This is a genomic window from Rheinheimera baltica (genome assembly GCF_030731985.1).
Lineage (GTDB): Bacteria > Pseudomonadota > Gammaproteobacteria > Enterobacterales > Alteromonadaceae > Alishewanella > Alishewanella baltica.
Window position 1 is genome coordinate 463,492 of the sequence record NZ_JAPJDY010000002.1, and the last position, 22,730, is coordinate 486,221.

At 47.5% G+C, this 22,730-nt stretch carries 20 protein-coding genes; 7 read left to right on the plus strand and 13 right to left on the minus strand.

All coding sequences use genetic code 11. The features are described 5' to 3' along the window. Positions 1–91 precede the first annotated feature (91 nt). From ORJ00_RS05000 to hutH, 7 genes are all read right to left on the minus strand, one after another. Positions 92–1,063, minus strand: a complete 972-nt coding sequence (locus ORJ00_RS05000) for a DUF4862 family protein (RefSeq protein ID WP_306139157.1) — start codon at positions 1,061–1,063, stop codon at positions 92–94. A gap of 30 nt (positions 1,064–1,093) precedes the next feature. Further along, the gene (locus ORJ00_RS05005; RefSeq protein WP_027671786.1) at positions 1,094–1,402 is read right to left on the minus strand and encodes a hypothetical protein; all 309 of its coding nucleotides are present in this window, start codon (positions 1,400–1,402) and stop codon (positions 1,094–1,096) included. 170 nt (positions 1,403–1,572) lie between these two features. Beyond that, complete coding sequence (locus tag ORJ00_RS05010; RefSeq protein WP_169338557.1) at positions 1,573–2,331, minus strand: substrate-binding periplasmic protein; 759 nt, start codon at positions 2,329–2,331, stop codon at positions 1,573–1,575. A gap of 236 nt (positions 2,332–2,567) precedes the next feature. Further along, the gene (locus ORJ00_RS05015; RefSeq protein WP_305975195.1) at positions 2,568–2,741 is read right to left on the minus strand and encodes a hypothetical protein; all 174 of its coding nucleotides are present in this window, start codon (positions 2,739–2,741) and stop codon (positions 2,568–2,570) included. A 331-nt stretch (positions 2,742–3,072) separates the two neighbouring features. Continuing rightward, positions 3,073–5,286, minus strand: a complete 2,214-nt coding sequence (locus ORJ00_RS05020) for a putative bifunctional diguanylate cyclase/phosphodiesterase (protein WP_306139158.1) — start codon at positions 5,284–5,286, stop codon at positions 3,073–3,075. Between the two features lie 223 nt (positions 5,287–5,509). Continuing rightward, entirely contained in the window at positions 5,510–7,510 is a 2,001-nt protein-coding gene (hutU, locus tag ORJ00_RS05025) for a urocanate hydratase (RefSeq protein WP_306126296.1), read from the minus strand. 12 nt (positions 7,511–7,522) lie between these two features. Next, entirely contained in the window at positions 7,523–9,028 is a 1,506-nt protein-coding gene (gene hutH / locus ORJ00_RS05030; protein ID WP_306139159.1) for a histidine ammonia-lyase, read from the minus strand. Between the two features lie 290 nt (positions 9,029–9,318). Here hutH and ORJ00_RS05035 point away from each other — a divergent pair, with 290 nt between their 5' ends. After that, complete coding sequence (locus ORJ00_RS05035) at positions 9,319–10,215, plus strand: LysR family transcriptional regulator (RefSeq protein WP_306139160.1); 897 nt, start codon at positions 9,319–9,321, stop codon at positions 10,213–10,215. A gap of 54 nt (positions 10,216–10,269) precedes the next feature. On the opposite strand, the gene ORJ00_RS05040 is transcribed toward ORJ00_RS05035, so the two are convergent. From ORJ00_RS05040 to ORJ00_RS05060, 5 genes are all read right to left on the minus strand, one after another. Beyond that, positions 10,270–12,786, minus strand: coding sequence for a sensor domain-containing protein (locus ORJ00_RS05040; protein WP_306139161.1), 2,517 nt, complete (start codon positions 12,784–12,786; stop codon positions 10,270–10,272). Between the two features lie 164 nt (positions 12,787–12,950). Then, positions 12,951–13,445, minus strand: a complete 495-nt coding sequence (locus ORJ00_RS05045) for a YfiR family protein (RefSeq protein ID WP_306139162.1) — start codon at positions 13,443–13,445, stop codon at positions 12,951–12,953. Then, complete coding sequence (locus ORJ00_RS05050; RefSeq protein ID WP_306139163.1) at positions 13,442–15,418, minus strand: TonB-dependent receptor plug domain-containing protein; 1,977 nt, start codon at positions 15,416–15,418, stop codon at positions 13,442–13,444. The genes ORJ00_RS05045 and ORJ00_RS05050 overlap by 4 nt, the downstream gene beginning before the upstream one ends. Further along, positions 15,390–16,676 carry a sensor domain-containing diguanylate cyclase gene (locus ORJ00_RS05055; protein ID WP_306139164.1) on the minus strand — a complete coding sequence of 429 codons (1,287 nt, stop codon included), beginning with the start codon at positions 16,674–16,676 and terminating at the stop codon, positions 15,390–15,392. Before ORJ00_RS05055 ends, ORJ00_RS05050 begins: the two co-directional genes overlap by 29 nt. Before the next feature lie 114 nt (positions 16,677–16,790). Further along, complete coding sequence (locus tag ORJ00_RS05060) at positions 16,791–17,186, minus strand: VOC family protein (RefSeq protein ID WP_306137507.1); 396 nt, start codon at positions 17,184–17,186, stop codon at positions 16,791–16,793. 365 nt (positions 17,187–17,551) lie between these two features. On the opposite strand from ORJ00_RS05060, the gene ORJ00_RS05065 reads away from it, so the two are divergent. Further along, positions 17,552–18,343, plus strand: coding sequence for a cation transporting ATPase C-terminal domain-containing protein (locus ORJ00_RS05065; RefSeq protein ID WP_306139165.1), 792 nt, complete (start codon positions 17,552–17,554; stop codon positions 18,341–18,343). A gap of 143 nt (positions 18,344–18,486) precedes the next feature. Here ORJ00_RS05065 and ORJ00_RS05070 read toward each other — a convergent pair whose 3' ends face one another. Further along, positions 18,487–18,702 carry a hypothetical protein gene (locus ORJ00_RS05070; RefSeq protein ID WP_306139166.1) on the minus strand — a complete coding sequence of 72 codons (216 nt, stop codon included), beginning with the start codon at positions 18,700–18,702 and terminating at the stop codon, positions 18,487–18,489. A 535-nt stretch (positions 18,703–19,237) separates the two neighbouring features. Between ORJ00_RS05070 and ORJ00_RS05075 the strand changes: the two genes are divergently transcribed. The 5 genes from ORJ00_RS05075 (at position 19,238) to ORJ00_RS05095 (ending at position 22,729) form a co-directional block, all read left to right on the plus strand. Then, complete coding sequence (locus ORJ00_RS05075; protein WP_306139167.1) at positions 19,238–20,533, plus strand: NAD(P)/FAD-dependent oxidoreductase; 1,296 nt, start codon at positions 19,238–19,240, stop codon at positions 20,531–20,533. Positions 20,534–20,561: 28 nt separating this feature from the next. After that, a complete protein-coding gene (locus ORJ00_RS05080) occupies positions 20,562–21,131 on the plus strand; it encodes a Tll0287-like domain-containing protein (protein ID WP_305977166.1) in 570 nt (189 codons plus the stop codon). Positions 21,132–21,248: 117 nt separating this feature from the next. Next, complete coding sequence (locus ORJ00_RS05085; RefSeq protein WP_305977167.1) at positions 21,249–21,437, plus strand: YgaP family membrane protein; 189 nt, start codon at positions 21,249–21,251, stop codon at positions 21,435–21,437. A gap of 208 nt (positions 21,438–21,645) precedes the next feature. After that, positions 21,646–22,287, plus strand: a complete 642-nt coding sequence (locus tag ORJ00_RS05090; RefSeq protein WP_306139168.1) for a peroxiredoxin — start codon at positions 21,646–21,648, stop codon at positions 22,285–22,287. Between the two features lie 163 nt (positions 22,288–22,450). Then, on the plus strand, positions 22,451–22,729 hold the full coding sequence (locus tag ORJ00_RS05095; protein WP_306139169.1) for a DUF2798 domain-containing protein: 279 nt from the start codon (positions 22,451–22,453) through the stop codon (positions 22,727–22,729). Position 22,730: the final 1 nt, after the last annotated feature.

The following is a 22,730-nucleotide window of genomic DNA, read 5'->3' on the forward strand; positions in this document are numbered from 1 at the left end:
CTATCTAACCTGTGCTGCTGTAAAGCTTTTCTAAAGATTTTCCACGCCGGTATAAAGATTTTATAAAGATTCGTAATCTAGCAAGCGTCGTTTAAGTAATGTTGAAATAGCGGTCTAGAATCGCCAACGTATCGCGGATAATAGCGATACGTTGTTCAATAGATGCATCATGTGGCCGAATACCAATCTTGGCCCCTAACACTGTCAGTTCCGTCGCATGACAAGCGGCTAAACATTGATGTATCGCCTGCTCTGTCATCCAACTGCCCGGCTCACCGTTGGGAACATGACCACTTTGTGTTGGCGGTTGGTGGCTGTCGCGCCAGGCGCCATATTCACTGTCTTTGTCAGACACGCCGGAAAACATCACACCGCTTAACAAACCGGCCGCTTGCGCAGCATTAATATGTTCAATCGCTCCCTCAACACGGCGGGTCTCAAATACCGAACGGCCCCAGTTAATCACCATGCCTAATTGCTGCTTTGTGTTTAGCCTTGTGTTTAGCTGTGTAATCACTTCAAGCTCATCGCCAAGGGTTAAAAAACCTTTTGAGGGAGCATGACTGTCAACCAGTGCATCGCAGTGTTCAATAACAATGCGCGCACCCTGCCAGTCCCACTGCAACAGCGCTTCAAGTGAAGCCTTAAGCGCTGCTTTAGACGATACCGCTTTATGCCTTGCCGGAGCAGTTTGAATTTGAATTGCCGTTACCGCCTGCCGGCCCAAGTGTGCATTTAGCTTGCCTATTGCCGCGCAAGCTTGCTGCATAAACTGTATCGCAGCCTGTCTGCCAGCCTCGTTATCGGATGCCAAACCAAACTGCGGATTTTGCCCTAACGCATTCATAATGCCGGGAATACAGGTAAACACGTAATCCCACTGCGGGTTAATATTGGTTAAAAACCAACTGTCGTCATGGGCATGCAATGAGCCTAAAAACGGATGTTCCAGGCCTTTTATATTTGGCAGCGCTTTTAATTCGTTATAAAACGCGGTTTCAAGCTCTGGGCTCCAACCGCTGTGGTTGGGTGAAGCGGCATAAGCGCCAAGGGTGTATTTCATAGCTGTCTCAACAGGCAGTTGTTGTCAGAATTAATCATCAGGGCTATTTAGCGTAAACACCAGATGCTTGCGCATATCTTTTAGCACTATGCCTTTTTTCAGCAGTAAACCGCTCAGCCGCTTTTGCCATGCCAGCAACTGCGGCTGCGCCAATGCCAACGCTGCATCATCGCTTAATTGCACCCGCACCAAAAGCGATCCCGGAAACGCTTCATAGGCCAGGCTAAACCAACATTGCACTGTACCCGGGAGTTGCGTGAATGCTTGCTGCTCCAGCGCGTTAACTGCCGCCATTACAGTGGCTTGTTGTTTAAGTTGTACTGCCGAGAGTTTTTTCATCAGTAAATCAGCGTCTCATTGCAAAGGTAAATAGCTTAACGTAAGCGCTATTTTACCGCGAATACCATTGACGTAACCATTTAATTGCGTTTAATCAGCCGCGGTATCATTGCCAGAGGGAATCGCCGTTACTTAGAGCACAATTTACTGCTTAAGCTAGAATTTGCTACTTATGGTAAAACAGCAGTTTGGCTTGCTTGCTCAGGCTGGTTGGCATGTTGAAAATACTTTAGCTGCAGTTGCTGATATTCATCACTTTGTTGAAAGGTAAGCAATGCCTTATCAAAACGCTCTACCAGCCAGGCATCCCGCCCCAGTAAGTGATAACTGTTAATACCAAACAATGGGTGCTGCTTTAAGCTGGCGTCATCCGGAGCTGTTTTATGGTAAAAATATTCGAAAATATTTTTGTCCATGACCAGCACGTCAACCCTGTTTTTCAGCAATAGCGCTGGCAGTTGATCTTGCTCTACAACCTCAAGATAACTGGCAAACTCTGGTATTTTTTCAGCATAAGCTTTAGGTAAAAAAATATGGGCATTTTGAAATGCCATTACCCGCTTTCCTGCTAAATCATGCAATGATTGCAGCTGCGGTTTAAGATCTAGCCTTGTGATAAGAATATTTTCATAGTTAATGTAGGAACGAGTTGCGAAGTAACCCGCTGGCACAGTGCGCTGCAATGAGACAAAATCCGCTTGGCCTTTATTAAACAAGTCTAGTAAACGGCCATTAGGCGTGTGCAAAAAAACCGCACAGCGCTGCAGCTTTAAACTCACACGTTGCAACAATTCCAGCTCAAAGCCTTTTTGTGTTGCAACCTCAATATAAGGTGGTTTTTCAACCCCCACCAAAAATGTTAGCGAAGGCCATTGGCAAGACAATGCAGGCCAGCACCACAAAAAAATAACGATTGCAAACAACCTCATGCCACACTCTGTTTTGCAAGTTTCATTTAGCACACCTAACATCTGGCATGGGTTTACGCTGCTACTTTAGTGTCTAAGGCGTTTGACTAACAAAATTTAAACAAATTTGCAGTTCATTACTTTTTAACAAAAAAAACTTAATAAAGCATTATAAAAATCTAAAAAACTCACTTTAAATAACATTTTAAGCAGGCAATAATAAATTAAGAGGGAGAGACAAACTTAAAGCCTAAGCTTTACACTTCAAAACACACTAAGCCCGACGACAACTCAGCAGACATCGGCGTATACAACTTCACGCCCTTCATTTCTGACCAACCCATAGTGGTGCTGTCGGTAAACGCGATTTGCCAGGCTTCGCCACCCATGTACTCTGCCGCTACAGCGGCAATCTGGTGCTCTATGGTCATAAAGTGCTCATGCCAGTAATCGGCTGGGTTTTCATCAAAGGCTTTACGGTGGCGTTAAATGGCAGCAGGTGCTGGTTTGGGGGGGCGATGCCAGTTAAAACGTGGCCAGGTGGATATAGTTATGGGTTAACGTAAGCTGCTGTCGAAGGCCTTTCCAATTTGCGGTTTTAAGCGCGGGTATGGTGGCACTGGCTTGCAATAGTCCAGATACCGGCAGCAAAGTGCTACCAATTAATAATGAGGTTTAGGTAAGAAAGTCGCGGCGTTTCATAGCTAATCATCCTGAATAAATTTTAACCAGTATAGCGCACAACATTTTCTGGTGGCTGAGCTAAGACAAACTCGCAATATCCCATTTTGACAACCAGCTAGCAAAAGCACTGGCGGGCATAGGTCGGGCAATACCGTATCCCTGACCAAACACATAGCCTATTTCCAACAATTTTTGCCTATGTGCTGCGGTTTCTACGCCCTCGGCAATGGTGGCCAGCTCAAACGTCTCGGCTAGAAGGCTCACGCCTTGCAATATGGCTAAATCGTCGGTATCGGTGAGAATATCCCGGACAAAGCTCTGGTCAAGTTTTAGCGTACTAATAGGCAAGCGCTTTAAATAAGACAGTGATGAATAACCGGTGCCAAAATCGTCTAACGAGAATGTCACACCAAACGCCGAACACGACTGCATGGTTTCTCTAACATGGACGAGATCTTGTAATGCGCTGGTTTCGACAATTTCCATTTCTAACATACTGGGCGGTACCGACGGAAACGTATCAAAAATGCTTTGCAATTGCTGGAAAAAATCGGCTTGCTGTAAATGAAAGGCGGCAATATTAACCGAAATCGCCATGGTAATTCCCTGCGCCTGCCATAGCTGATACTGCCGAAAAGCCTGACTAATAACCCATTGCCCCAGCTGTACGCCCAACTCATGATGCTCAATTAACGGCAAAAACAGACCCGGCACCATAAGACCCTGCTCAGGATGCTGCCAACGGATCAGCGCTTCAACTCCTGTACATTCGCCAGTACGCATATTAACTTTAGGTTGGTAAAACAATACAAACTCTTGCCGTGCCAGGCCGTCACGAATGTCGTTCAAACTTCTTAAAACCACCCGGGTATGCTGATCTGCTTCGTTATCAAACAGATGAAAGCTGTTTTTACCCGCTTGCTTAGCAACATACATAGCCTGGTCGGCTTGGCGTAGTAGCTGCTCGGCCGCAACATCAGCGTTCTGCGGATAAAAGCTCACACCAATACTTGCCGATAGCGCTATCGTAGCGCCAGCAATGGTCACCGGACTGGCCAAGCTGTCCAGCGCTTGTTGCAGCATGGGCTGGCTGTCTTCAACCTGCGCCAGATTACTGAGTAAAAATACAAACTCGTCACCACTCATCCTGGCAACACTATTTTCCTTACCCACTGCAGCGACCAGCCGCTGGCTCAGTGTTTGCAACACCTGATCGCCCAAGGCATGGCCAAAGCGATCATTTACTGCTTTAAAACCATCAATATCAACAAAGGCCACAGCCAGTAGTGACTGATGTTGTGTGGCATTTAGCATGCTTTTTTGTAACTGCTCTGCCAACAACACCCGATTGGATAAGCCGGTTAATGGATCATAATGCGCTAAGTGCTCAAGCCGTTGTTGCACTTGCATCCGGGTATGCTCTAATAAAAACAAGCGGTGCCGGGTACGGCTTAACCAGCCAAGCAAGGTGTTATCTTTGCCGGCAGGCACCAGGATATCGGTGGTAAAATCACCGTTGCCCAAGGCTTCAATTCTGCTATATAGCTCAGCGACCGGCGCGCCCAAAATGGCCAGCTGTCGGCGTTTTAATTGCCAAAGCATCATCAACAGCATTAAGCCTAAAACAACAAACACCAGTCTTAACCATCTGGCAGATATTTCTGCCTGACGCACTGAGTTTGCCGTGCGCGAACTCATCATGTCGTACAATTTATCTATCGGCCGCATAATGCCTGCTTTGGCCAGATGGTATTCATCATTGTGCAGTAACACTAAGGCTTGTTCACGCAATGCCGGGTCGCCGCTGGCCACCAGCTCCATAGCGCGCTGTTCAATATTGGTTAAATCATCGGAAGCTTGTTTAGCCGACACTAGCTGTGTCAGCTCACTGTCAGTAAAGCCGACTTGCCGCATAGTATTTAATAGCGCAGTCGGCGGGCCAAAAGGTCGGGGGCGGGCGTTTGATGCGTCAACCAAATCCCAGTAAATATAATGATAATTCTCTGGCTTGGGGGCATGGCCATTACGAATGGCAAAAATCTCATCAAAGTGTTGCCGGTACCGCGGCTCACCGGTAACCGCATAAGTGCGTACCATGCGGGTAAGATCATCTGATGATTGTCTTAACTCGTCGGCAAGTAAAAATGATTGCAGCCGTTTGTTATTCGCGGTGTCAATTGCCCGTTCAGCATCTACATAGACAAAAAAGCTGACTATAAACAGCACAAACACCGTTAGAGTAACAAGCAGCCGCGTATCAAAATCAGTCAGCCTGGCTAACCATTTCCTCAATACACACCTCTATTGATCACCCAATCAAACAACGGTTTTTGCAAAAAGTTAAACCGCTATGACGTAGTTAATAGTAGGTAATTTATATGACATCGGTATTTTTTAATACAGTGGTACAATAAAAAGCGAGATTGGAAAAACCGGATAGCGTTCACTGCGCGGCCTGGCTTGGGGTATCAGAGCGGGCTATGCCGGAAAATGACATAGCCCGCTAGCATGCCCGCTACCAAGGTAAGTTTTGTATTACCTCATCATCTACCCGGTTGGCTAACGTCACTTTTAGCTTGGGCGTTCTGGCCATTTCGCGTTTAATGGCAAAATCGGCTTCTTCGTTGCGCGCCCAGCTGCGCCGTGCAATGCCGTTATTCACATCAAACAGTAGCATAGACTTAAGCCGACGCTCGGCCTGCTCACTGCCGTCGAGCAACATGCCAAAACCACCATTGATAACTTCACCCCAGCCAACACCGCCACCGTTGTGAATAGACACCCAGGTTGCACCACGGAAGCTGTCGCCTATCACGTTATGAATAGCCATATCCGCGGTAAAGCGGCTGCCGTCATAAATGTTGGACGTTTCGCGGTATGGTGAGTCGGTGCCACTGACATCATGGTGATCACGCCCCAGTACCACCGGGCCAATCTCACCACGTTTAATCGCATCGTTAAAGGCTTTGGCTATTTCCATACGGCCCTGTGCATCGGCGTAAAGAATACGGGCTTGCGAGCCCACCACCATTTTGTTTTGCTTGGCATCTAATATCCAGCTGATGTTGTCCTGCATTTGCTGCTGAATTTCTTCCGGCGATTCGGCCATAATCCGCTTTAACACCTCTGCGGCAATAGCATCGGTTTTATCCAGGTCTTCAGGCTTGCCTGATGCACACACCCAGCGAAATGGGCCAAAGCCATAGTCAAAACACATTGGACCCAGAATATCCTGCACATAGGACGGGTATTTAAAATCGATGCCATTTGCGGCCATCACATCGCCACCAGCACGCGATGACTCAAGTAAAAACGCATTGCCATAGTCAAAAAAGTAGGTGCCTTTGGCAGTGTGTTTATTCACTGCTTCTGCATGGCGTTTTAGCGTAGCCTGTACTTTTTCTTTAAACAGCTCAGGCTGTTCACGAATTAACCTGTTGGCGTCTTCATAACTCATCCCTACCGGGTAATAACCACCTGACCACGGGTTATGCAGTGAGGTTTGATCTGAGCCCAAATGCACAAAAATATCGTGCTGGTAAAAACTTTCCCACACTTCGACCACATTGCCAATATAAGCAATAGACACCACCTCGGCATTCGCCTGCGCCGTTTTAACCCGGGCAATCAACGCATCCATGTTATCTATCAGTTCATCTACCCAGCCTTGCTGATGGCGCTTGATGGCTGCTTTCGGGTTTACTTCTGCACATACGGTAATGCAGTTGGCAATGTTACCGGCTTTAGGCTGCGCACCGCTCATGCCGCCAAGGCCGGCCGTAAGAAAAATCTTACCTTGTGGGCTTTCGCCTTTATTAAGCACCTTACGAAACGCATTCATTACCGTAATGGTGGTGCCATGCACTATGCCCTGCGGGCCTATGTACATAAAAGAGCCAGCTGTCATTTGACCATACTGGGTTACGCCTAAAGCATTAAATTTTTCCCAATCATCCGGTTTAGAATAATTCGGGATCATCATGCCGTTAGTTACCACTACCCGCGGTGCATCTTCAGATGACGGAAACAGCCCCATTGGATGCCCGGAATACATGTGCAACGTTTGGTCGCTTTGCATCTCACTTAAATACTGCATGGTTAAGCGGTACTGCGCCCAGTTTTGAAATACCCCACCATTGCCGCCGTAAGTAATTAGCTCTTCCGGGTGCTGTGCTACGGCCGGGTCCAAATTGTTGTCGATCATCAACATAATGGCCGCAGCTTGCTCACATTTAGCCGGGTAGTCGCTAATAGGGCGTGCTTTAAGTGCATACTCGGGTTTAAACCGATACATATAAATACGGCCGAAGTCTTTTAGCTCTTGTGCAAACTCCGTTGCCAGCTCGCCATGCCAGGCTTTAGGGAAGTAACGCAGCGCATTTCTTATCGCCAGCTGCTTTTCTGCTTTACTCAAAATATCTTTACGCTTAGGCGCGCGGTTAGCATCAACCGGATAGGGCTTTACCGCTGGCAATTCGTTTGGAATACCTTGCTTAATCTGTTGTTGAAAAGTCATGGTGTTCTCCCCTTAGTTCAATGCAAAGCTAACGCGAAAAGCCTGTGTTTTAACCAGATTAATCATTGCATCAATATCTGGCTTTAATAGCCTGTCTTCTTCTAACTTGGTTACTTTCTCGCGGATTAACGCGAAGTTGTGCTCAATTAAATCTGAACAGGTATTAGGCCGGCGAAACTCAATAGACTGCGCTGCATACATCAGTTCAATGGCGAGAATTTTTTCCAGGTTACCCAAAATCTGGTTGAGTTTACGGCCAGAAATACTGCCCATCGACACATGATCTTCCTGCCCCATCGAAGTAGGTACGCTGTCAGCAGACGGCGGGAAACACAGTGATTTATTTTCAGTTACCAGCGCAGCAGTGACATATTGCGGGATCATCATGCCTGAATTTAAACCGCCCGATTTCGTCAGCAAACGCGGTAAGCCGTGCAAGCCTTCCAACAACAAATAACAACGACGGTCAGAAATATTACCCAGCTCCGCCGCTGCAATAGAATTGTAATCCAACACCATCGCCAGTGGCTGACCATGGAAACTGCCGCCTGAAATAGCTTCTTCGCTGCTAATCACAATAGGGTTATCGGTAACCGAATTCATCTCGATTTCGGCCAGTTCCTTTAAGTGGTTAAAGGCATTGCGCGATGCACCATGAACTTGTGGAATACAGCGCAGCGAGTATGGGTCTTGCACCCGGGCACAACCAGTGTGCGACGCCATATTGTCTGAGTCTTTAAATAAACGGCGCATGCGCGCAGCCACTTCAACGTTGCCGGCAAAGGCGCGTAGCTGGTGCAGTTCAGGCCGAAACGGCGAACTACTGCCTTGCATGCCTTCGATACTCATGGCGCCAGCAACATCAGCCAAGTCTAACAAATAGCGCATTTTTGTAAGCGCCGTAATCGCGTGCGACAAGATAAACTGGGTGCCGTTTATCAGCGCCAGACCTTCTTTCGCTTGCAGCTCCATAGGTTGCAGGCCATGTTTTTGCAAGGCTTCAGCGGCGGTAATGCTGTCTTTACCCTGCCAGAATTCACCTTCACCAATTAATGGTAAAAACAAATGCGACAACGGGGCTAAATCACCCGACGCACCCACTGAGCCTTGCTCCGGCACTACCGGAATTAAATCCAGTTCAATGAAGGTCAACATGCGCTCAACCACGTCAAGCCGAATGCCGGAATAGCCCTGGCTTAATGCATGTACTTTAGTGATCAACATTAATTTTGAAATGGCTTTAGCAATCGGCTCGCCTACCCCCACTGCATGGGTGATCAGCAGATTTTTTTGCAGCAGCGCGGTTTCTGCCGGAGAGATTTGGGTATCGCAAAGCGGGCCGAATCCGGTGTTAATACCGTAGATAGCTTTATCAGATGAGGCCATAACCTCAACGTTGTTGCGGCTTTGATTAATTCTGGCAATCGCCTCAGCACACAACTCAGCTTTAATGCTGCCATCAGCGATACCATTAACGATATCTAAATCCATCCGGTCTAAACCATAGCGAAACGTCATTTTGTGCTCCTCGAGGTACTATTCATATCACTGGGCAAGTCACGAAATCCGCAAGCGGAATCGGTTTGCATTAAGCTAACCGTTGCAGCCCTGGACGGGCGGAAACGAGCCCCCATGGACGGGTTTACGGCGTGTTAGTGTTTGCAAACCGATGCCAGCTAACAACTTAGCTCTGGCGTTTTGCTATTGACCCAGCTTGTATTACCACCATGCTAGCTTGCGCCGGTAGTTTTATAAATACATAATAATCGTAACTTATTCCGGATTTAACGAACTAAAGCGCCAGCACTATGCAAGTTCATGATGTCGACCTTAAATTACTTCGAGTTTTCGTCACTATTGTCGAATGCGGCGGGCTGTCAGCAGCCGAATCACGGCTGAATATTGGCCGCTCTACTATTAGTGCACATTTATCTGATTTAGAGGTGCGCTTAGGCGTTAAGTTATGTAAGCGTGGCCGCAGCGGCTTTGAACTCACCGAGCCTGGGCGCATTACCTATCAAGCATCATTAGAATTACTGCAACAATGTGAAGCCTTTGCCAATACTATCGCTGGTTCAAAACAACAATTGTCTGGCCGGATAACCATTGCCATTATCGACACCCTGGTTAGCGACCCACGCTGCAAGGTGGCCCAAGCCATTAGGGTACTTAAGGATAAAAGCGATAACATTCAGTTTGAGTTATATGTTTGCGAAGCGCGCGAAGTAGAAACCGCCGTAGCCAATGGCCGCTCGCTACTAGGCATTGGTGTAAGCCGCCATCATATTAGGGGGTTAGACTATACGCCGCTGCATAACGAAACCAACTTCCTGTACTGCGCGTCAGGCCACCCGTTGTTTAATTGCAATTCTCAGGATATCAGCAGATTGCTACAACACTCAGACGTTATTACCAGCAACTATATGCGCGACAAAGAAGCCCGTAACGACGGCTTAAATTACCAAAACAGCGCCATTGCCTACCACGACGAAGGCATTGCTCACCTTATTTTAACGGGCAAGTTTATCGGTTATTTACCCGAACACTACGCTAGTTATTGGGTAGATAAAGGGCTGTTTAAGCCGATATTGCCACAACAGTATTCGTATCAAATCCCGGTGATGCTAATCACATCAAAAAGCCACGCAGCCACACCACTGGCGCAAGCGATGATCGAGCAAATAAAGCGTTGTCACTTGCTCTAGAGCTAAGGGGAGCGGGTAATCAATGTCACTGCACCCACTTATCTTCTATTTTACCTACTCGTAACTTGACTGCAGCTTTTGAAAAATGATTTCAGGCGGTTGAGGGCGACTGAATAAGTAACCCTGGAAACCTGAACAACCCATTTCTTGCAAAGCCTGCCATTGTTCTTCCTGCTCGATACCTTCGGCGATGACATCTAGTTTCAGAACGTCTGCTAACAACAAAATAATTTTGACGATAGAGCGGGTTTCAGCATCACTCAGTAGAGTATTGACAAAACTTCTGTCAATTTTAAGTTCATCAATCGGTAGCTGTCGAATGTAAGATAACGACGAATAACCTGTACCGAAGTCATCCAGAGAAAAACGCACGCCCATGGCCCGAATGCGTCCCATTTGCTGAATACTAGCATCAATATTCTCTGCAATGACGCTCTCTGTTACCTCAAGAATCAACGCCGATGCCGGCAGGCCGGTTTCCGCCAGTACTTTTGCGACTTTATCCGGGAAGTTACTCATCGCCAGCTGGCTTTGGCTGATGTTCACAGAGACAGTTAAGTCGTTTATGGCGAAACGCTCCCGCCAGTTGCTCATTACCCTGCAAGTTTTCATCAGTATCTGGTCGCTCAAGGGTACCATCAGGTTCTTTTTTTCGGCCAGTTCGATAAAACTGACGGGGTTGAGCAGCCCGCGTTCTGGATGATGCCATCGCGCCAGAGCTTCAAACCCGATAAATCTGCCGTTCCTATCCACTTTGGGCTGGAACCACGGAACGATTTCATTCTCTGCCAATAAGGCTCTGTTAAGGTCTGCCGTGAGTTCATGCTCTTCTACCAGCTCTTTTTGCATGATGTCGTCAAACAGACTGAAATGGTTCTTCCCCTTTTTCTTGGCATCATACATGGCAATGTCAGCCATTCTCATTAACTCGCTGGCGCAGGTGGAGTCATCGTTAAAAAGTACCAAGCCGATGCTGGTTGATATTGGCGGTGCATGGCCCAGAGTATCGGTAGGCTGCACCGCCGCGGTCAACAGTTGCTTCGCTATGTGGCTAACTTCATCGAGCGCAGCACTGTAGTCCTGGTGGCGGGTATTAATAACCACTAAAAATTCATCGCCGCCCAATCTTGAAATAGAATGGCGATCACCCAGCACATTGGCAAAACGGCTAGAGATTTCGATCAATAGCTGGTCGCCATCGCGATGACCCAGTGTATCATTTATCGATTTAAAATCGTCCAGATCGGTCAGCATCACGGCGCCAAAATGACCGTTTTGCGCGCAGGCACGCAAGCAACTTTCAAGCCGTTCAACAATCAGGCTACGGTTTGGTAATTTAGTCAGCGGATCAAAGTAGGCCAGGTGTTCAATTTCTTCTTTGTACTGCTGCTGTTTAGTAATGTCCCTGACAATAGCAATAAACCGGGCGGGCTCATCTTCCAGTTTGACATACTGCAACAAGATATCCACTGGCAAGTCGTGGCCATTTTTGTGGCGATGGACCGTTTGAAAATTCAGGCGGGGAACCTCTCCATTAATAAGTGGAGCAATCATCTTTCTGAATTCAGATTCTGAATAGTGCGGTTTTACGTCATAGGGGTGAAGGCCCAAAAGCTCGCTTGTTGTGTAGCCAAGCTGGTCGACCGCGCCCTGATTCACGTAGAAAAACTGTAAGTACTGAGCGTCAAACATAAAAACGCAGTCCAGAGTGCTATCAAGTGTTTTGCGAAAGCGCTTCAGGTTTAGCCGTGCTTCCTCACTTTCAGTAATATCCTGCAAAGCAGCGACCAGCAAGCGTTCATCACCTACCCTGGCTTCTGTTATCGCAATCTGCAACGTAAAGCGCGTGCCATCGGCTCTAAGACCTTGTACGGCCCGCACATTTCCCATAATTCTTCCGGCTGTTTTGCCTTCAGCGTAGGCAAGCATGTAGTCAGGATGATGGTGGGCCACTTCCGGCGGCATGAGTTTGGTAATCGATTCCCCGATCAGTTCGTTTTCCGGGTAGCCAAACATTTTCTCAAAAGCCGGGTTCACACTCTGTATACACCCTTTAAGATCGGTCATCACAACCGCATCATACAGGGTGTTAAGGATGGCACGGTTGATATTGAAACTATGTTCGAGAGCTTGCTGGCTAAGATCTTCCGACGTACCGGCAGAGATAAACTGCTCCGCAAGTTGAGCAATACGCGGCAGCGCATCTTCTATCATATTGTCAGACTGTTTTGGCGTAACACTCAGCGCAACCAGTAACCCCTGATGATCCCCCCTAGCATTGAATAAATTAACGGCTTTAAGCGTCCGAGCGGTCATAAAGGTCGAACGGGAAGTTTCACCGTTCAATACGGCAACTGTCTCTTGTAACTCAATCTTGATAAGTTCTCTGGATTGTCTGTCAATAAGCTGCTCGGCAGCTTGAAGGTAGGATTTTATTTCCTCTTTATCGGCAGCTGTGTGTATTACAGGCTCAAGCGATTCATCCACCACCAGAGCAAGCCACTTATTACTGCTCGTACTGGCAGCAAGTTCAATGAGATCAGCAATAGCTTGTCTGATTTTGTAATTCATACACTGCTCCAATCCCTAGTTTTTGCTTGATAAAGTACCGCCTGGCGGTGGTTTTCGATGATAATGCCCTGCATGAAAAGGTCAGTATAGACCATAGCGTCAGAATCAATAGCGCTAAAATTAGTAAAGTTAGGAACATTAATTTTTCACTACGCCGTTGGTGGTTAGTAAATTTCTTTTGCCAGCTTTAACATTTGCGAACTGAGTATCAGCCCCTGCTGCTTAGCCACTTGCAAATTCACCCGAAAACTCAGCCGTTTCGGCTCGGTAATAAAGCCGATAACCATACCCTGACGAAAGGTTTGCACATTTTCGGCAATGGTTAAGATGGTCTTTGTGCCAACATTTTCGGAAAAAGTACTGAGTGTTGTGGTACCCGCTGCTATGTATAACACATCGCAACTCTGCAGGTTTTGCTGCAGGGTTACTGCCGTTACCGGATTACTGCTATCACGCAGAATATCCCGCATAGCCAGCAACACCGTATCATCACCGGCAATGCAATATCGCAGCGAGTCTGGTTTTGCATCAGGCCACACGGTAAATTGGGCAAAGCGATAAATAAATGCCGCTTTTAGACTGGCGTCGCCGGTGATAATTTGTGTCGATGCCAGACCATAACCTGGCAGCAACAAGCATAGAAGCAGCAGCCACCTCATTGGCCAAACCGCCATCTTATTGACAATTCAGCGCGGCGTCCCGGTTGATAAAATTCATTTGCTGATGGGCGTGGCGCATCGGTGTATCGCTTATCTGTCAGGTTTTTAATGCCCAACACCACATCGAAATGAGACAGCGGCTGCCAGTGCAACGATACGTCATGCCGGCTATAGCCTGGGATATCACCGTTGATGTTTTGCCTTTTAGCCGCGGCAACGCTACGCCAGTTTAGCTGCCAGCCTTGCCATGGCAGTGGTTGGCTATACATAGCTTTGAATAAGTGCTGCGGCGTATTGGTTAACTTCTCGCCATCCTGATATTCAGCCTGTTGCAGACTGAGTGACAGATTTAACCGGCCGCCGAAATTCCAGACATAATCTAAACCAGTTTCAATGCCATAGCTGCTAACTTGTTGATCGTTAAAAAACTCAATAAATGCTGCCTGCCCCGCACGACTGGTGATCAGGCTGCTGAATTTAGAGTAGTACAAGGCTGCATAATAAGAAAAATGGCTGCTTGGTTGTGCATTCCATATTAGTTCTGTGGTTTTAACTTGTTCTGCCTCGGGTACCGCGACCTGATAAAAGCGGTTGGTTTCCGATTCATATTCATTCGGTGCGCGAAATGCCGTGCCATAGCTCAGTTTTAAGGTACTGGTAGCCGTGGGTTGCCAAATCCATGATAGCTTCGGGCTTACCTCTGTTACGCCGTTATCAGTGTGGTCATAACGAAAACCCGCGACCAATAATTGGCTGGCAGAAAAGCGCCATTCGTCCTGAAAGTACAAGCCCAGCCGTTGATTATTGCCACTGGAACTGTTGACTGGGCCAATATTATTAATGCTAAGTGCATAACGTTGATGATGATCGCGTTGAGCATCGATGCCAAATAACAGTTGATGATCAGCAAAACCCTGATAACTAAAGCGCATGTCTGCACTGGTCCATTTACCTTTAACCGCAAACAGATATTGTTGGATATTGCCCGGAAATAACTCAAACGGTGTTAGCGTATCAAAGGCAAATTGGTTAGTAGAAATATTAGTAAAAAATGCCAGATCAGCTGTAAGCTCCGAACTGTGCTGTAGTGCGATAAAATAATTTTCACTGACAGACTTGGTTAGCGCCGCCCGCTCCAGGCTGTCAGTAATAAAACCAGGCTCCTGGCGGATGCGCCGAACCCCAGCCACTTGCATTTGCAGTTGTTTATAGCGATAGGTTGCCGCCACTTTGTTACTGGAATCCTGGTTATCGTGCTCGAAGGTTTGGAATACCGGTTGCAACGTGGCGTTGGCAATGGGGATATTGTCTTGTTCACTGTGGCTAAGCGAAAACCAGGCTTCATGGCCAGACGCCTGCCGCATACCATAGCTGGCGCGTAGTTGTCTTTCGTGCTGGCTATCTGCGCTGACAGACACTTCAGCCCCGCGCAGTTTGTTGCTGCGCTTGGTAATAACATTAACGACACCTAAAAAGGCATTATTGCCATACAGCGCCGAGCCAGCACCGGGGCTGTACTCCACCCGCTCAATTAATTCGGTATCGATATAAAAGTCGTCAGAAATCAAGCCAGCATCATAAACATTGTCGTTAACCCGGGTGCCATCTACCAAAAACAAAATACGCGAGTTGTAATCGCCGGGACGGCCAATACCGCGCACAGTAAGGTATTCAAAGGCGCTATCAGAGCTGGTATACAGCCCGGGCATAAAACTAAGAATTTCTGCCAGGTTTTTTAAGTTAAACGTCAGAATATCATCATCGGTGATAATGTAAGTAGCTTGCGGCGCGTTACGCACACTTTTAATGCTGCGGGCAGAGGTAGATACCTCCACCGCAGCAGCTTCATTTTTTATAGGTTGTTGCAATAAGTCTTCCAGACTTGGTGGCGTATTAGCCTGCACTACAGCACTGGTTAGCAGGGTACTGGCAATAAAAGCTGCGTTACGCATTGCTATAAAATTTAAAGTCATTTTTACCTGCTCGTTTTGCCTGATACATTGCGCTATCCGCATATTGCAGTAGCAAGGCGGCATTGCTGGCATCGGTTGGGCAACATGCAATACCAATACTTAGCCCTACCGGCATGACGTGGCCTTGCACCAGTAAGGGCTTTTGAGATTCTTGCAAAATACGCTGGCACAGAAGGGTGACATCAGCGACTTTGTTTAGCTCTGGTACTAGCAAGGCAAACTCATCACCACCGAGCCGGCACAAACTGTCGTTGCTGCGGATAACACCCCTGATACGCCTGGCAATTTCAATTAATACCGCATCGCCAGCGTCATGGCCAAAATTATCATTTACAAATTTAAAGTTATCTAAATCAATAAATACCAAGGCAGACAAGCTATTAGTTTGCACACTGTGCTGCACCATCTGCTGAATCAATTGCTCAAAGTAATGACGATTGGCCAAACCGGTTAAGCTGTCACGCTGCGCTAACTCTTTTAGCGCTTCGCCATGCTGCTGTTCCTGGCTTAATTTATCATTTAGCTCTGATTGCCAAATTTGCGTTCTTTTCAGCAGCTCATTAAATCGCAGCGTTAAACGGCCTATTTCATCGTCGGCGTAAAGCTTGGCACGTAAACCATAGTCGCGCTGTAGCGCCACTTGTTCAGCTACATCTGCCAGCTCAACCAGCGGGTGCAACGCATGTTTTTGGATACGGATTAATAAGCGCGATGCCAATAAAAACACCGCTGACATCACCACAGACAATACTGCCAAGCCTTGTAAAAACCAGCCGAGTAACTGCTGCAAACGTTCCTGATAAAAAATAACGCCTTCAAATTTATCATGCACCACCACAGGAATGTACAACTGGATTTGCAGCAGATCATAACTGCGCTGCAGTGTTGTTGTTGGCTGATAAACATCTTTAGCCGTGTGTGCAGCGGCATTTGGCATATGCCGGGCGCGAACAAACTCTTCACCTTGCTGGTTCCACACAACTAATTGCGACATATCACGCTGCGATGTTAATAAGTTAATTTCATGCTCAGCAGCAGCAACATCATTAAACACCAGCATAGCGCCAATATTATTGGCAAGTTGTATCCCTGCCAATTCTGCAGCAGCAGCTTGTCGCTCCCTTGCCATAAGCCAAAGTACAGACGCAATTAACAGGAAACTCAGCACCATAGCGCCACTTAGTACAAACTGGTTCAGCCGGGTGAGCTTTTTAACCAAAGACTGACGAGGTCTGGTTGTATATGGTTCAAAAGGCAAAACGCGTCCTTTTTAGGTACATTGATGTTGTGAATAAGTTATAGTGCATTTTCGCTGATTTAAAAACCAATAGCCAAGTCCCTATATCAGGGCCAAAGCCAGCTATCACATTATTCAGGCCATTGAATGCAATCCAATTAAGTTACCCTCAGAATCCTGAACCATAGCGCAAAAACCATGCGCACCAATAGACATCTTCGGCTGCTGTATACTGCCACCATTGGCTACTGCGCGCTCAGCCTGTACGGCACAATCCTCACAACCAAAATACACTAGCGTGCCACCACCGCCAGGGGCAAAACCGGCCATTTTCACCAGGCTACCGCCAGCGCCGTAATAATTCATGCCGTTTTCTTTATCCATCGGGAAGAACCACATGTCCATCTCCACCTCCGGCGTAGGTGACGGCATGTGTTCCAGCTTGATATCAAACAGCGCCTGATAAAATGCTTTGGCGCGATCCATGTTTTCTACGTAAATTTCAAAATGCACTACCGGGTTAAATTTCATCGTTTTTCTCCTTAAGTTGGCAATACCCTGCCACAGCCTGTTGATGCTGCAGTAAAGATAGCAGTGATTAACTCACGGTACTTAGTCGGATGTTGAAGCAGAGATTCGACATGCGTTTGGAAGAATTCTAGTGTAGTAATCTCGCGGGGGGAACGCGCTACAGCATTCCACTTTGAATTCCGCAACTAAAGGCAGCCTGCGACGGGTTAAAAATCAATTTCACTGCCCCTTTTGATTCAATTGCCACACCAGCAGCACCTGTTTATCCGCTATGCCTCGTTTGGGTGCGCTACCGTACAGGCAGAAGGCGTTATATTGCGTAATAATAGGATTTAGCGCCAGCGTTGATACCTAAAAGGTAAGCTATGTCCGCCCCTGAAACTGCTATAACAGATAACCTCACCGGGCTTTGCAGCAGCGAAGCACAACAGCGCTTGAAAACTGTTGGTGCCAATACCTTACCGTCTGCCAAACCGCGTTCGATATTTGCCATTGCCTGGAGCATTGTGCGTGAGCCAATGTTTATCCTGCTGATCAGTTGCGGCAGCATTTATTTACTGTTGGGCAGTAAAACCGATGCCTATATATTGCTAGGTTCAGTGCTGATTATTATGGCGATGAGTTTCGCGCAGGAGCGCAAAAGTGAGCGCGCACTGGAAGCGCTGCGCGACCTGTCCAGCCCGCGCGCGTTGGTGCTGCGTGACAGCAAACCACAACGCATTGCCGGTCGTGAGGTAGTGCCCGGTGACATCATTTTTCTGGTCCAAGGCGACCGGGTGCCGGCAGACGCGGTGCTGTTACTGCTGCTACTGGGTGTTTATCTGGCTGCGATATGGGCTGGGCTCGCCGAACAACAAGCCAGAGCCCTGACCTTCAGCGCAATGATTATTGGCGATATCTGGCTAATTTTTATCAACCGCTCCTGGTCATTACCGTTAGTAAAATCGATTAAATTGCCCAATCCAGCTTTATGGTGGGTGGTCGCCAGCGGCTTAATGATGCTGACGCTGGCACTATTTTTACCCGTTATGAACACTCTATTTCACTTCGAGCGGCCGCCACCGGGCTATTTGGCGTTAACCATTGTCGCTGTTAGCATCAGCTTGCTGCTAATTGCGACATTCACCAGGGGGCAAAAACAGTCAAAAAAACATTGAATAACACCTTTCAGTGTTTATCTTTAGCATTCACATGTAAAGCCTGCACATAGAGATTTAACAATCAGTTTCATTGTTCTATTGATTCATGAAACGTCTCAGGTTCTGCCCCTAATAATGAGGGTTTCATGAACATATTTTGTCTACAACCTGTTTTGTTGCTTCGACAAAATTGCCGTTACTTTGCCAGACTGTAACGTTATCGCCCCCCAGAAATCATTACCCATATCATTTTTAAGCTGATACGACCACGTTTCAACCGTTTCACCCTTTACCGGCTCACCCGAATCGACGCCCAGTGTTTCAATATCCTTAAGCTGTGGCTGCCCCGCCAGCGCCAGCACTTGAATACGGGGCATGCCACAGCCTAATAATTTCCAGCTACTCAGGCGAAAACTGCAGGCCTGAGCGATAACAGTTGGTGCCGCGATAATTAGCAAGTGCTTGAGCTTGCTAATAATGCCCCGTCGTTAACTCTCCTTCGCAGGGGCAACTGATGAACTGGCCAAGGTTATTAAATGGAGGCGGTATTGATGTTTGAATTTATTGCCGCCCTAATCGTTATCGCGCTTGCGATACTGGGTATGTCGCTTCGTTTTATTGCTTGCGGACGCCACTTGAAACGTAGTTGTGGCGGCATAACCAACCTGAAAAAGTTTATGGGTTTTACACCTTGCGAGCTATGCACGAAAAACACAGCAAATTGTCGACGAAGATCAACACCTTCACCAGATTAAAATTTCAATTTCACTGATTCAAATTGTTATTACCCTTGCACAAAATTGCTGCAGCACCTATATTAGTATATTCTTAAATAATATATGTATATTCCATTATAGAATATATCAATTCCGCACTTAGGCCACGTTCACAGTGGCTGTGGCTGGAGGCAAAATGAAAACACAAGTGGGTATACGCTACGATATCGTTGTAATTGGCGGCGGTGCAGCAGGTTTGTCAGTAATTGCCAGCCTGCTAAAACGACAACCTGATGTTAAAATTGCGTTGGCCGAGCCGGCCACTGAGCACTATTACCAGCCCGGTTGGACGCTGGTCGGCGGGGGCGTGTTTAAACAGGCGGATACTATTAAATCGATGTCCTCGCTAATCCCCAAGCAAGTTAGCTGGTATCAAAACGCGGTTAGCCATTTTGCCCCGGCACAAAACCAGGTAACACTTACTGACGGCACCTGCCTTGAGTATCGCAGCCTGATTATCGCAACCGGGTTGTCACTGAATTGGGCGGCGATAGACGGCCTGGGAGATAACCTCGGCAGCCACGGTATTACGTCTAACTATGCCCGCGGCCTTGCGCCTTACACCTGGCAGTTGGTACAACAGCTAAAACAAGGCGATGCGATATTTACGCAACCTCCAATGCCGATAAAATGCGCCGGTGCACCGCAAAAGGCGATGTATTTATCCTGCGACCACTGGCAGCGCCAGCAGGTGCTAAGTAACATTAACGCGCAATTTTGCACGGCAGGTGCCGCGCTGTTTGGTGTAGCGGACTACGTACCAGCATTGCAGCAATATGTAGATCGGTATGGCATTCAACTGAATATGCAAACCAATTTAGTCGCAGTAGATGCCCCAAACCAAACAGCCTTTTTTAAACAAACGTTAGCTGATGGCAGCAGCAAAGACATTGAAAAGCGTTTTGATATGCTGCACATCACACCACCTCAGGTAGCGCCAGAGGTAATACGGCAAAGCCCACTAGCTGATGCCGTCGGCTGGGTAGATGTGTATCCCGATACATTGCAGCACAAAGCCTGGGCCAATGTATTTGCGTTAGGGGATTGCACCAATACGCCCAATGCGAAAACTGCCGCAGCGGTGCGTAAACAAGTGCCCGTCGTCGCCGAAAACCTGCTAAGCCAACTAAATACTAAACCGCTGCGTGCTGTGTATGACGGCTATGGATCCTGCCCGCTTACTGTAGAGCGAGGAAAAATCGTGCTGGCTGAATTTGTCTATGGTGGCAAGGTACAACCCACCTTTCCGAAATGGCTGGTCGATGGCACCAAGCCGGCGCGGCTGTCGTGGTTTTTAAAAGAAAAACTGCTACCGCCACTGTATTGGTATGCCATGTTAAAAGGCCATGAATGGCTGGCGGCGCCGCAGTATCGGGACGACATTCCCAGCGACAGGCACGCTAAACCCAGCGGGAACTCTGATGCCAGCTAGGCCAACTTACCATTAAAAGGAACTCTGAATGCGTTATCTGATAATAGCCGGGCTACTTGGCGTAAGCTCGCTGGCAGCGGCTGAAACACGCCCTGCCAATCTGGACGAACTGCAACTGCAAGCGCAAGAGCGGATTAAAGGCTTTTCTGGTGAGCTAAAAGCGGCATTAAAAGCCGCTATCAGCAGCGGTGGTTTACCCAATGGCGTACAAGTATGCCAACAGCAAGCGCCGTTAATTGCACAAAAATGGTCAACGGATGGCTGGCAAATAGGCCGTACCAGCCTGAAGGTGCGCAACAGCGACAACAATGCTGATGACTGGGAGCAGCAAATACTACAGGATTATGCTGATAAGCTGGCCAGCGGCAGTACGCCGGCACAATTAAAACATGCCGAAGTTGTCAGTAGTGATAACGGCGAGGTGTTTCGCTATATGCAACCTATTATGCTCGACACCCTGTGTGTTGCTTGCCATGGCAGCCAGTTAGCCGAAGCGGTAAAACAGCAGATACAACAACATTATCCAAACGATCTGGCAACGGGCTATAACCCAGGCGAGCTGCGCGGCGCCTTTACGCTGCAAAAGCAGTTGTATTGATCAGATCCTTTACCTTTCTCGGTTAATGCTTGAGGTTGCACACGATTTAGCCCTTAAAGCAGCAGCAACAAATGGCAGCTAACGTAATTAACACAAACTCATTTAAGGAGATGGCACATGCAAGCAAATGTCGGCGGTATTGATAAAGTAGTACGGATTATTGGCGGCGTGATACTTATTGCGCTGGCAGCAACGGGTACGGTTGGGCTGTGGGGCTGGATAGGTGTGGTGCCATTACTTACCGGGCTATTTAATTTTTGCCCGCTTTACAGCGTGCTGGGCATTAAAACCTGCAAGCTATCCTGATTGGCAAAGACAAAAACCATAAAGGCGCTTATAGCGCCTTTATGGTTTTCAAAGCAATACCATTGTTTCAATTATATTCAACAGGTTACATAAATCATCACAAAAATAGATTAGGTTAATCTAATAAACTTATTTCCTTTAGTTATAAGCTTATTCTATATTGGAATACGAAAGTTGAGACCAACCCTAATTCACTGAGGATAACACCATGACTGATACCACTGTAACCTTCCCACAATTGAACAAACCGGCTCCGGCGTTTAATGCCAAAACAACCCATGGCATGAAAACACTGGAAGACTATAAAGGTAAATGGTTAGTACTGTTTTCACACCCGGCAGACTTTACGCCGGTATGCACCACTGAATTTATGGGCTTTGCCACCCGTGCTGACCAATTTGCCGCACTAAACTGCGAATTATTGGGCCTGTCTATCGACAGCGTGCACTCACACATTGCCTGGGCACGTAGTATTGAGCAGAACTTTGGCGTGAAAATCACTTTCCCAATCATTGCCGACCTGTCAATGGAAGTAGCTAAGGCCTACGGAATGATACAACCGGGCGCCAGCGACACGGCTGCAGTACGTGCCACCTTTATTATTGACCCTAACGGCATACTGCGTGCCATGGTGTACTACCCAATGAGCAATGGTCGCAGCATTGACGAGTTTTTACGGGTACTCAAAGCACTGCAAACCAGCGATGAACATAAAGTCGCCACCCCGGAAAACTGGCAGCCAGGCAATGACGTTATCGTGCCACCACCAGCCACCATGGCCGATGCCGAAGCGCGTAAAAGCCAGGGCTACAACTATGTTGACTGGTACTACAGCACTAAATCGCTGTAAGTAACGCATCTGAAACTGGGGCCCAAGTGCCCCTTTCAGGCGTTTGGCGAAACGCATAAAACAGCGGCTGCGACAAAATACCACAGTGCAGCAACCGCAGATAAACAGGAACATCGTTGCGGCAAGATGTCCTTGAACAGCATCAAGCTGAGGGTACAAGCAAATGAATAAGGTTTTCCTAATAGAACGGCTACTCATGCCGCTTATCTTGTCTATACTAATGACCTGCGTTATTTCGTTGGTCAGCATTATCAAAGCGTTAGGTTTACAGGGGTTTACCGCAGTGGGCTGGCTTAACGCCTGGCTCTGGTCATGGTGTGTGGCCTTTCCTACCTTGTTGGTGTTGTTGCCGTTGGTCAGGCGTTTTACCCAATCGATACTGCACAAAGTTACTGCCAATGCAGAGCAACATGGGTTACACAACACCCATAACCGGAGCTAAC

Bases quoted from the DNA above. Each gene is read 5' to 3' on its own strand.
- ORJ00_RS05070 (WP_306139166.1), bottom strand. From the start codon at position 18,702: ATGCCCCGTATTCAAGTGCTGGCGCTGGCGGGGCAGCCACAGCTTAAG.
- ORJ00_RS05080 (WP_305977166.1), top strand. From the start codon at position 20,562: ATGCGTTATCTGATAATAGCCGGGCTACTTGGCGTAAGCTCGCTGGCA.
- ORJ00_RS05095 (WP_306139169.1), top strand. From the start codon at position 22,451: ATGAATAAGGTTTTCCTAATAGAACGGCTACTCATGCCGCTTATCTTG.
- ORJ00_RS05045 (WP_306139162.1), bottom strand. From the start codon at position 13,445: ATGAGGTGGCTGCTGCTTCTATGCTTGTTGCTGCCAGGTTATGGTCTG.
- hutH (WP_306139159.1), bottom strand. From the start codon at position 9,028: ATGACGTTTCGCTATGGTTTAGACCGGATGGATTTAGATATCGTTAAT.
- ORJ00_RS05060 (WP_306137507.1), bottom strand. From the start codon at position 17,186: ATGAAATTTAACCCGGTAGTGCATTTTGAAATTTACGTAGAAAACATG.
- ORJ00_RS05065 (WP_306139165.1), top strand. From the start codon at position 17,552: ATGTCCGCCCCTGAAACTGCTATAACAGATAACCTCACCGGGCTTTGC.
- ORJ00_RS05075 (WP_306139167.1), top strand. From the start codon at position 19,238: ATGAAAACACAAGTGGGTATACGCTACGATATCGTTGTAATTGGCGGC.
- ORJ00_RS05035 (WP_306139160.1), top strand. From the start codon at position 9,319: ATGCAAGTTCATGATGTCGACCTTAAATTACTTCGAGTTTTCGTCACT.
- ORJ00_RS05090 (WP_306139168.1), top strand. From the start codon at position 21,646: ATGACTGATACCACTGTAACCTTCCCACAATTGAACAAACCGGCTCCG.
- ORJ00_RS05085 (WP_305977167.1), top strand. From the start codon at position 21,249: ATGCAAGCAAATGTCGGCGGTATTGATAAAGTAGTACGGATTATTGGC.
- hutU (WP_306126296.1), bottom strand. From the start codon at position 7,510: ATGACTTTTCAACAACAGATTAAGCAAGGTATTCCAAACGAATTGCCA.
- ORJ00_RS05050 (WP_306139163.1), bottom strand. From the start codon at position 15,418: ATGACTTTAAATTTTATAGCAATGCGTAACGCAGCTTTTATTGCCAGT.
- ORJ00_RS05005 (WP_027671786.1), bottom strand. From the start codon at position 1,402: ATGAAAAAACTCTCGGCAGTACAACTTAAACAACAAGCCACTGTAATG.
- ORJ00_RS05040 (WP_306139161.1), bottom strand. From the start codon at position 12,786: ATGAATTACAAAATCAGACAAGCTATTGCTGATCTCATTGAACTTGCT.
- ORJ00_RS05015 (WP_305975195.1), bottom strand. From the start codon at position 2,741: ATGACCATAGAGCACCAGATTGCCGCTGTAGCGGCAGAGTACATGGGT.
- ORJ00_RS05000 (WP_306139157.1), bottom strand. From the start codon at position 1,063: ATGAAATACACCCTTGGCGCTTATGCCGCTTCACCCAACCACAGCGGT.
- ORJ00_RS05010 (WP_169338557.1), bottom strand. From the start codon at position 2,331: ATGAGGTTGTTTGCAATCGTTATTTTTTTGTGGTGCTGGCCTGCATTG.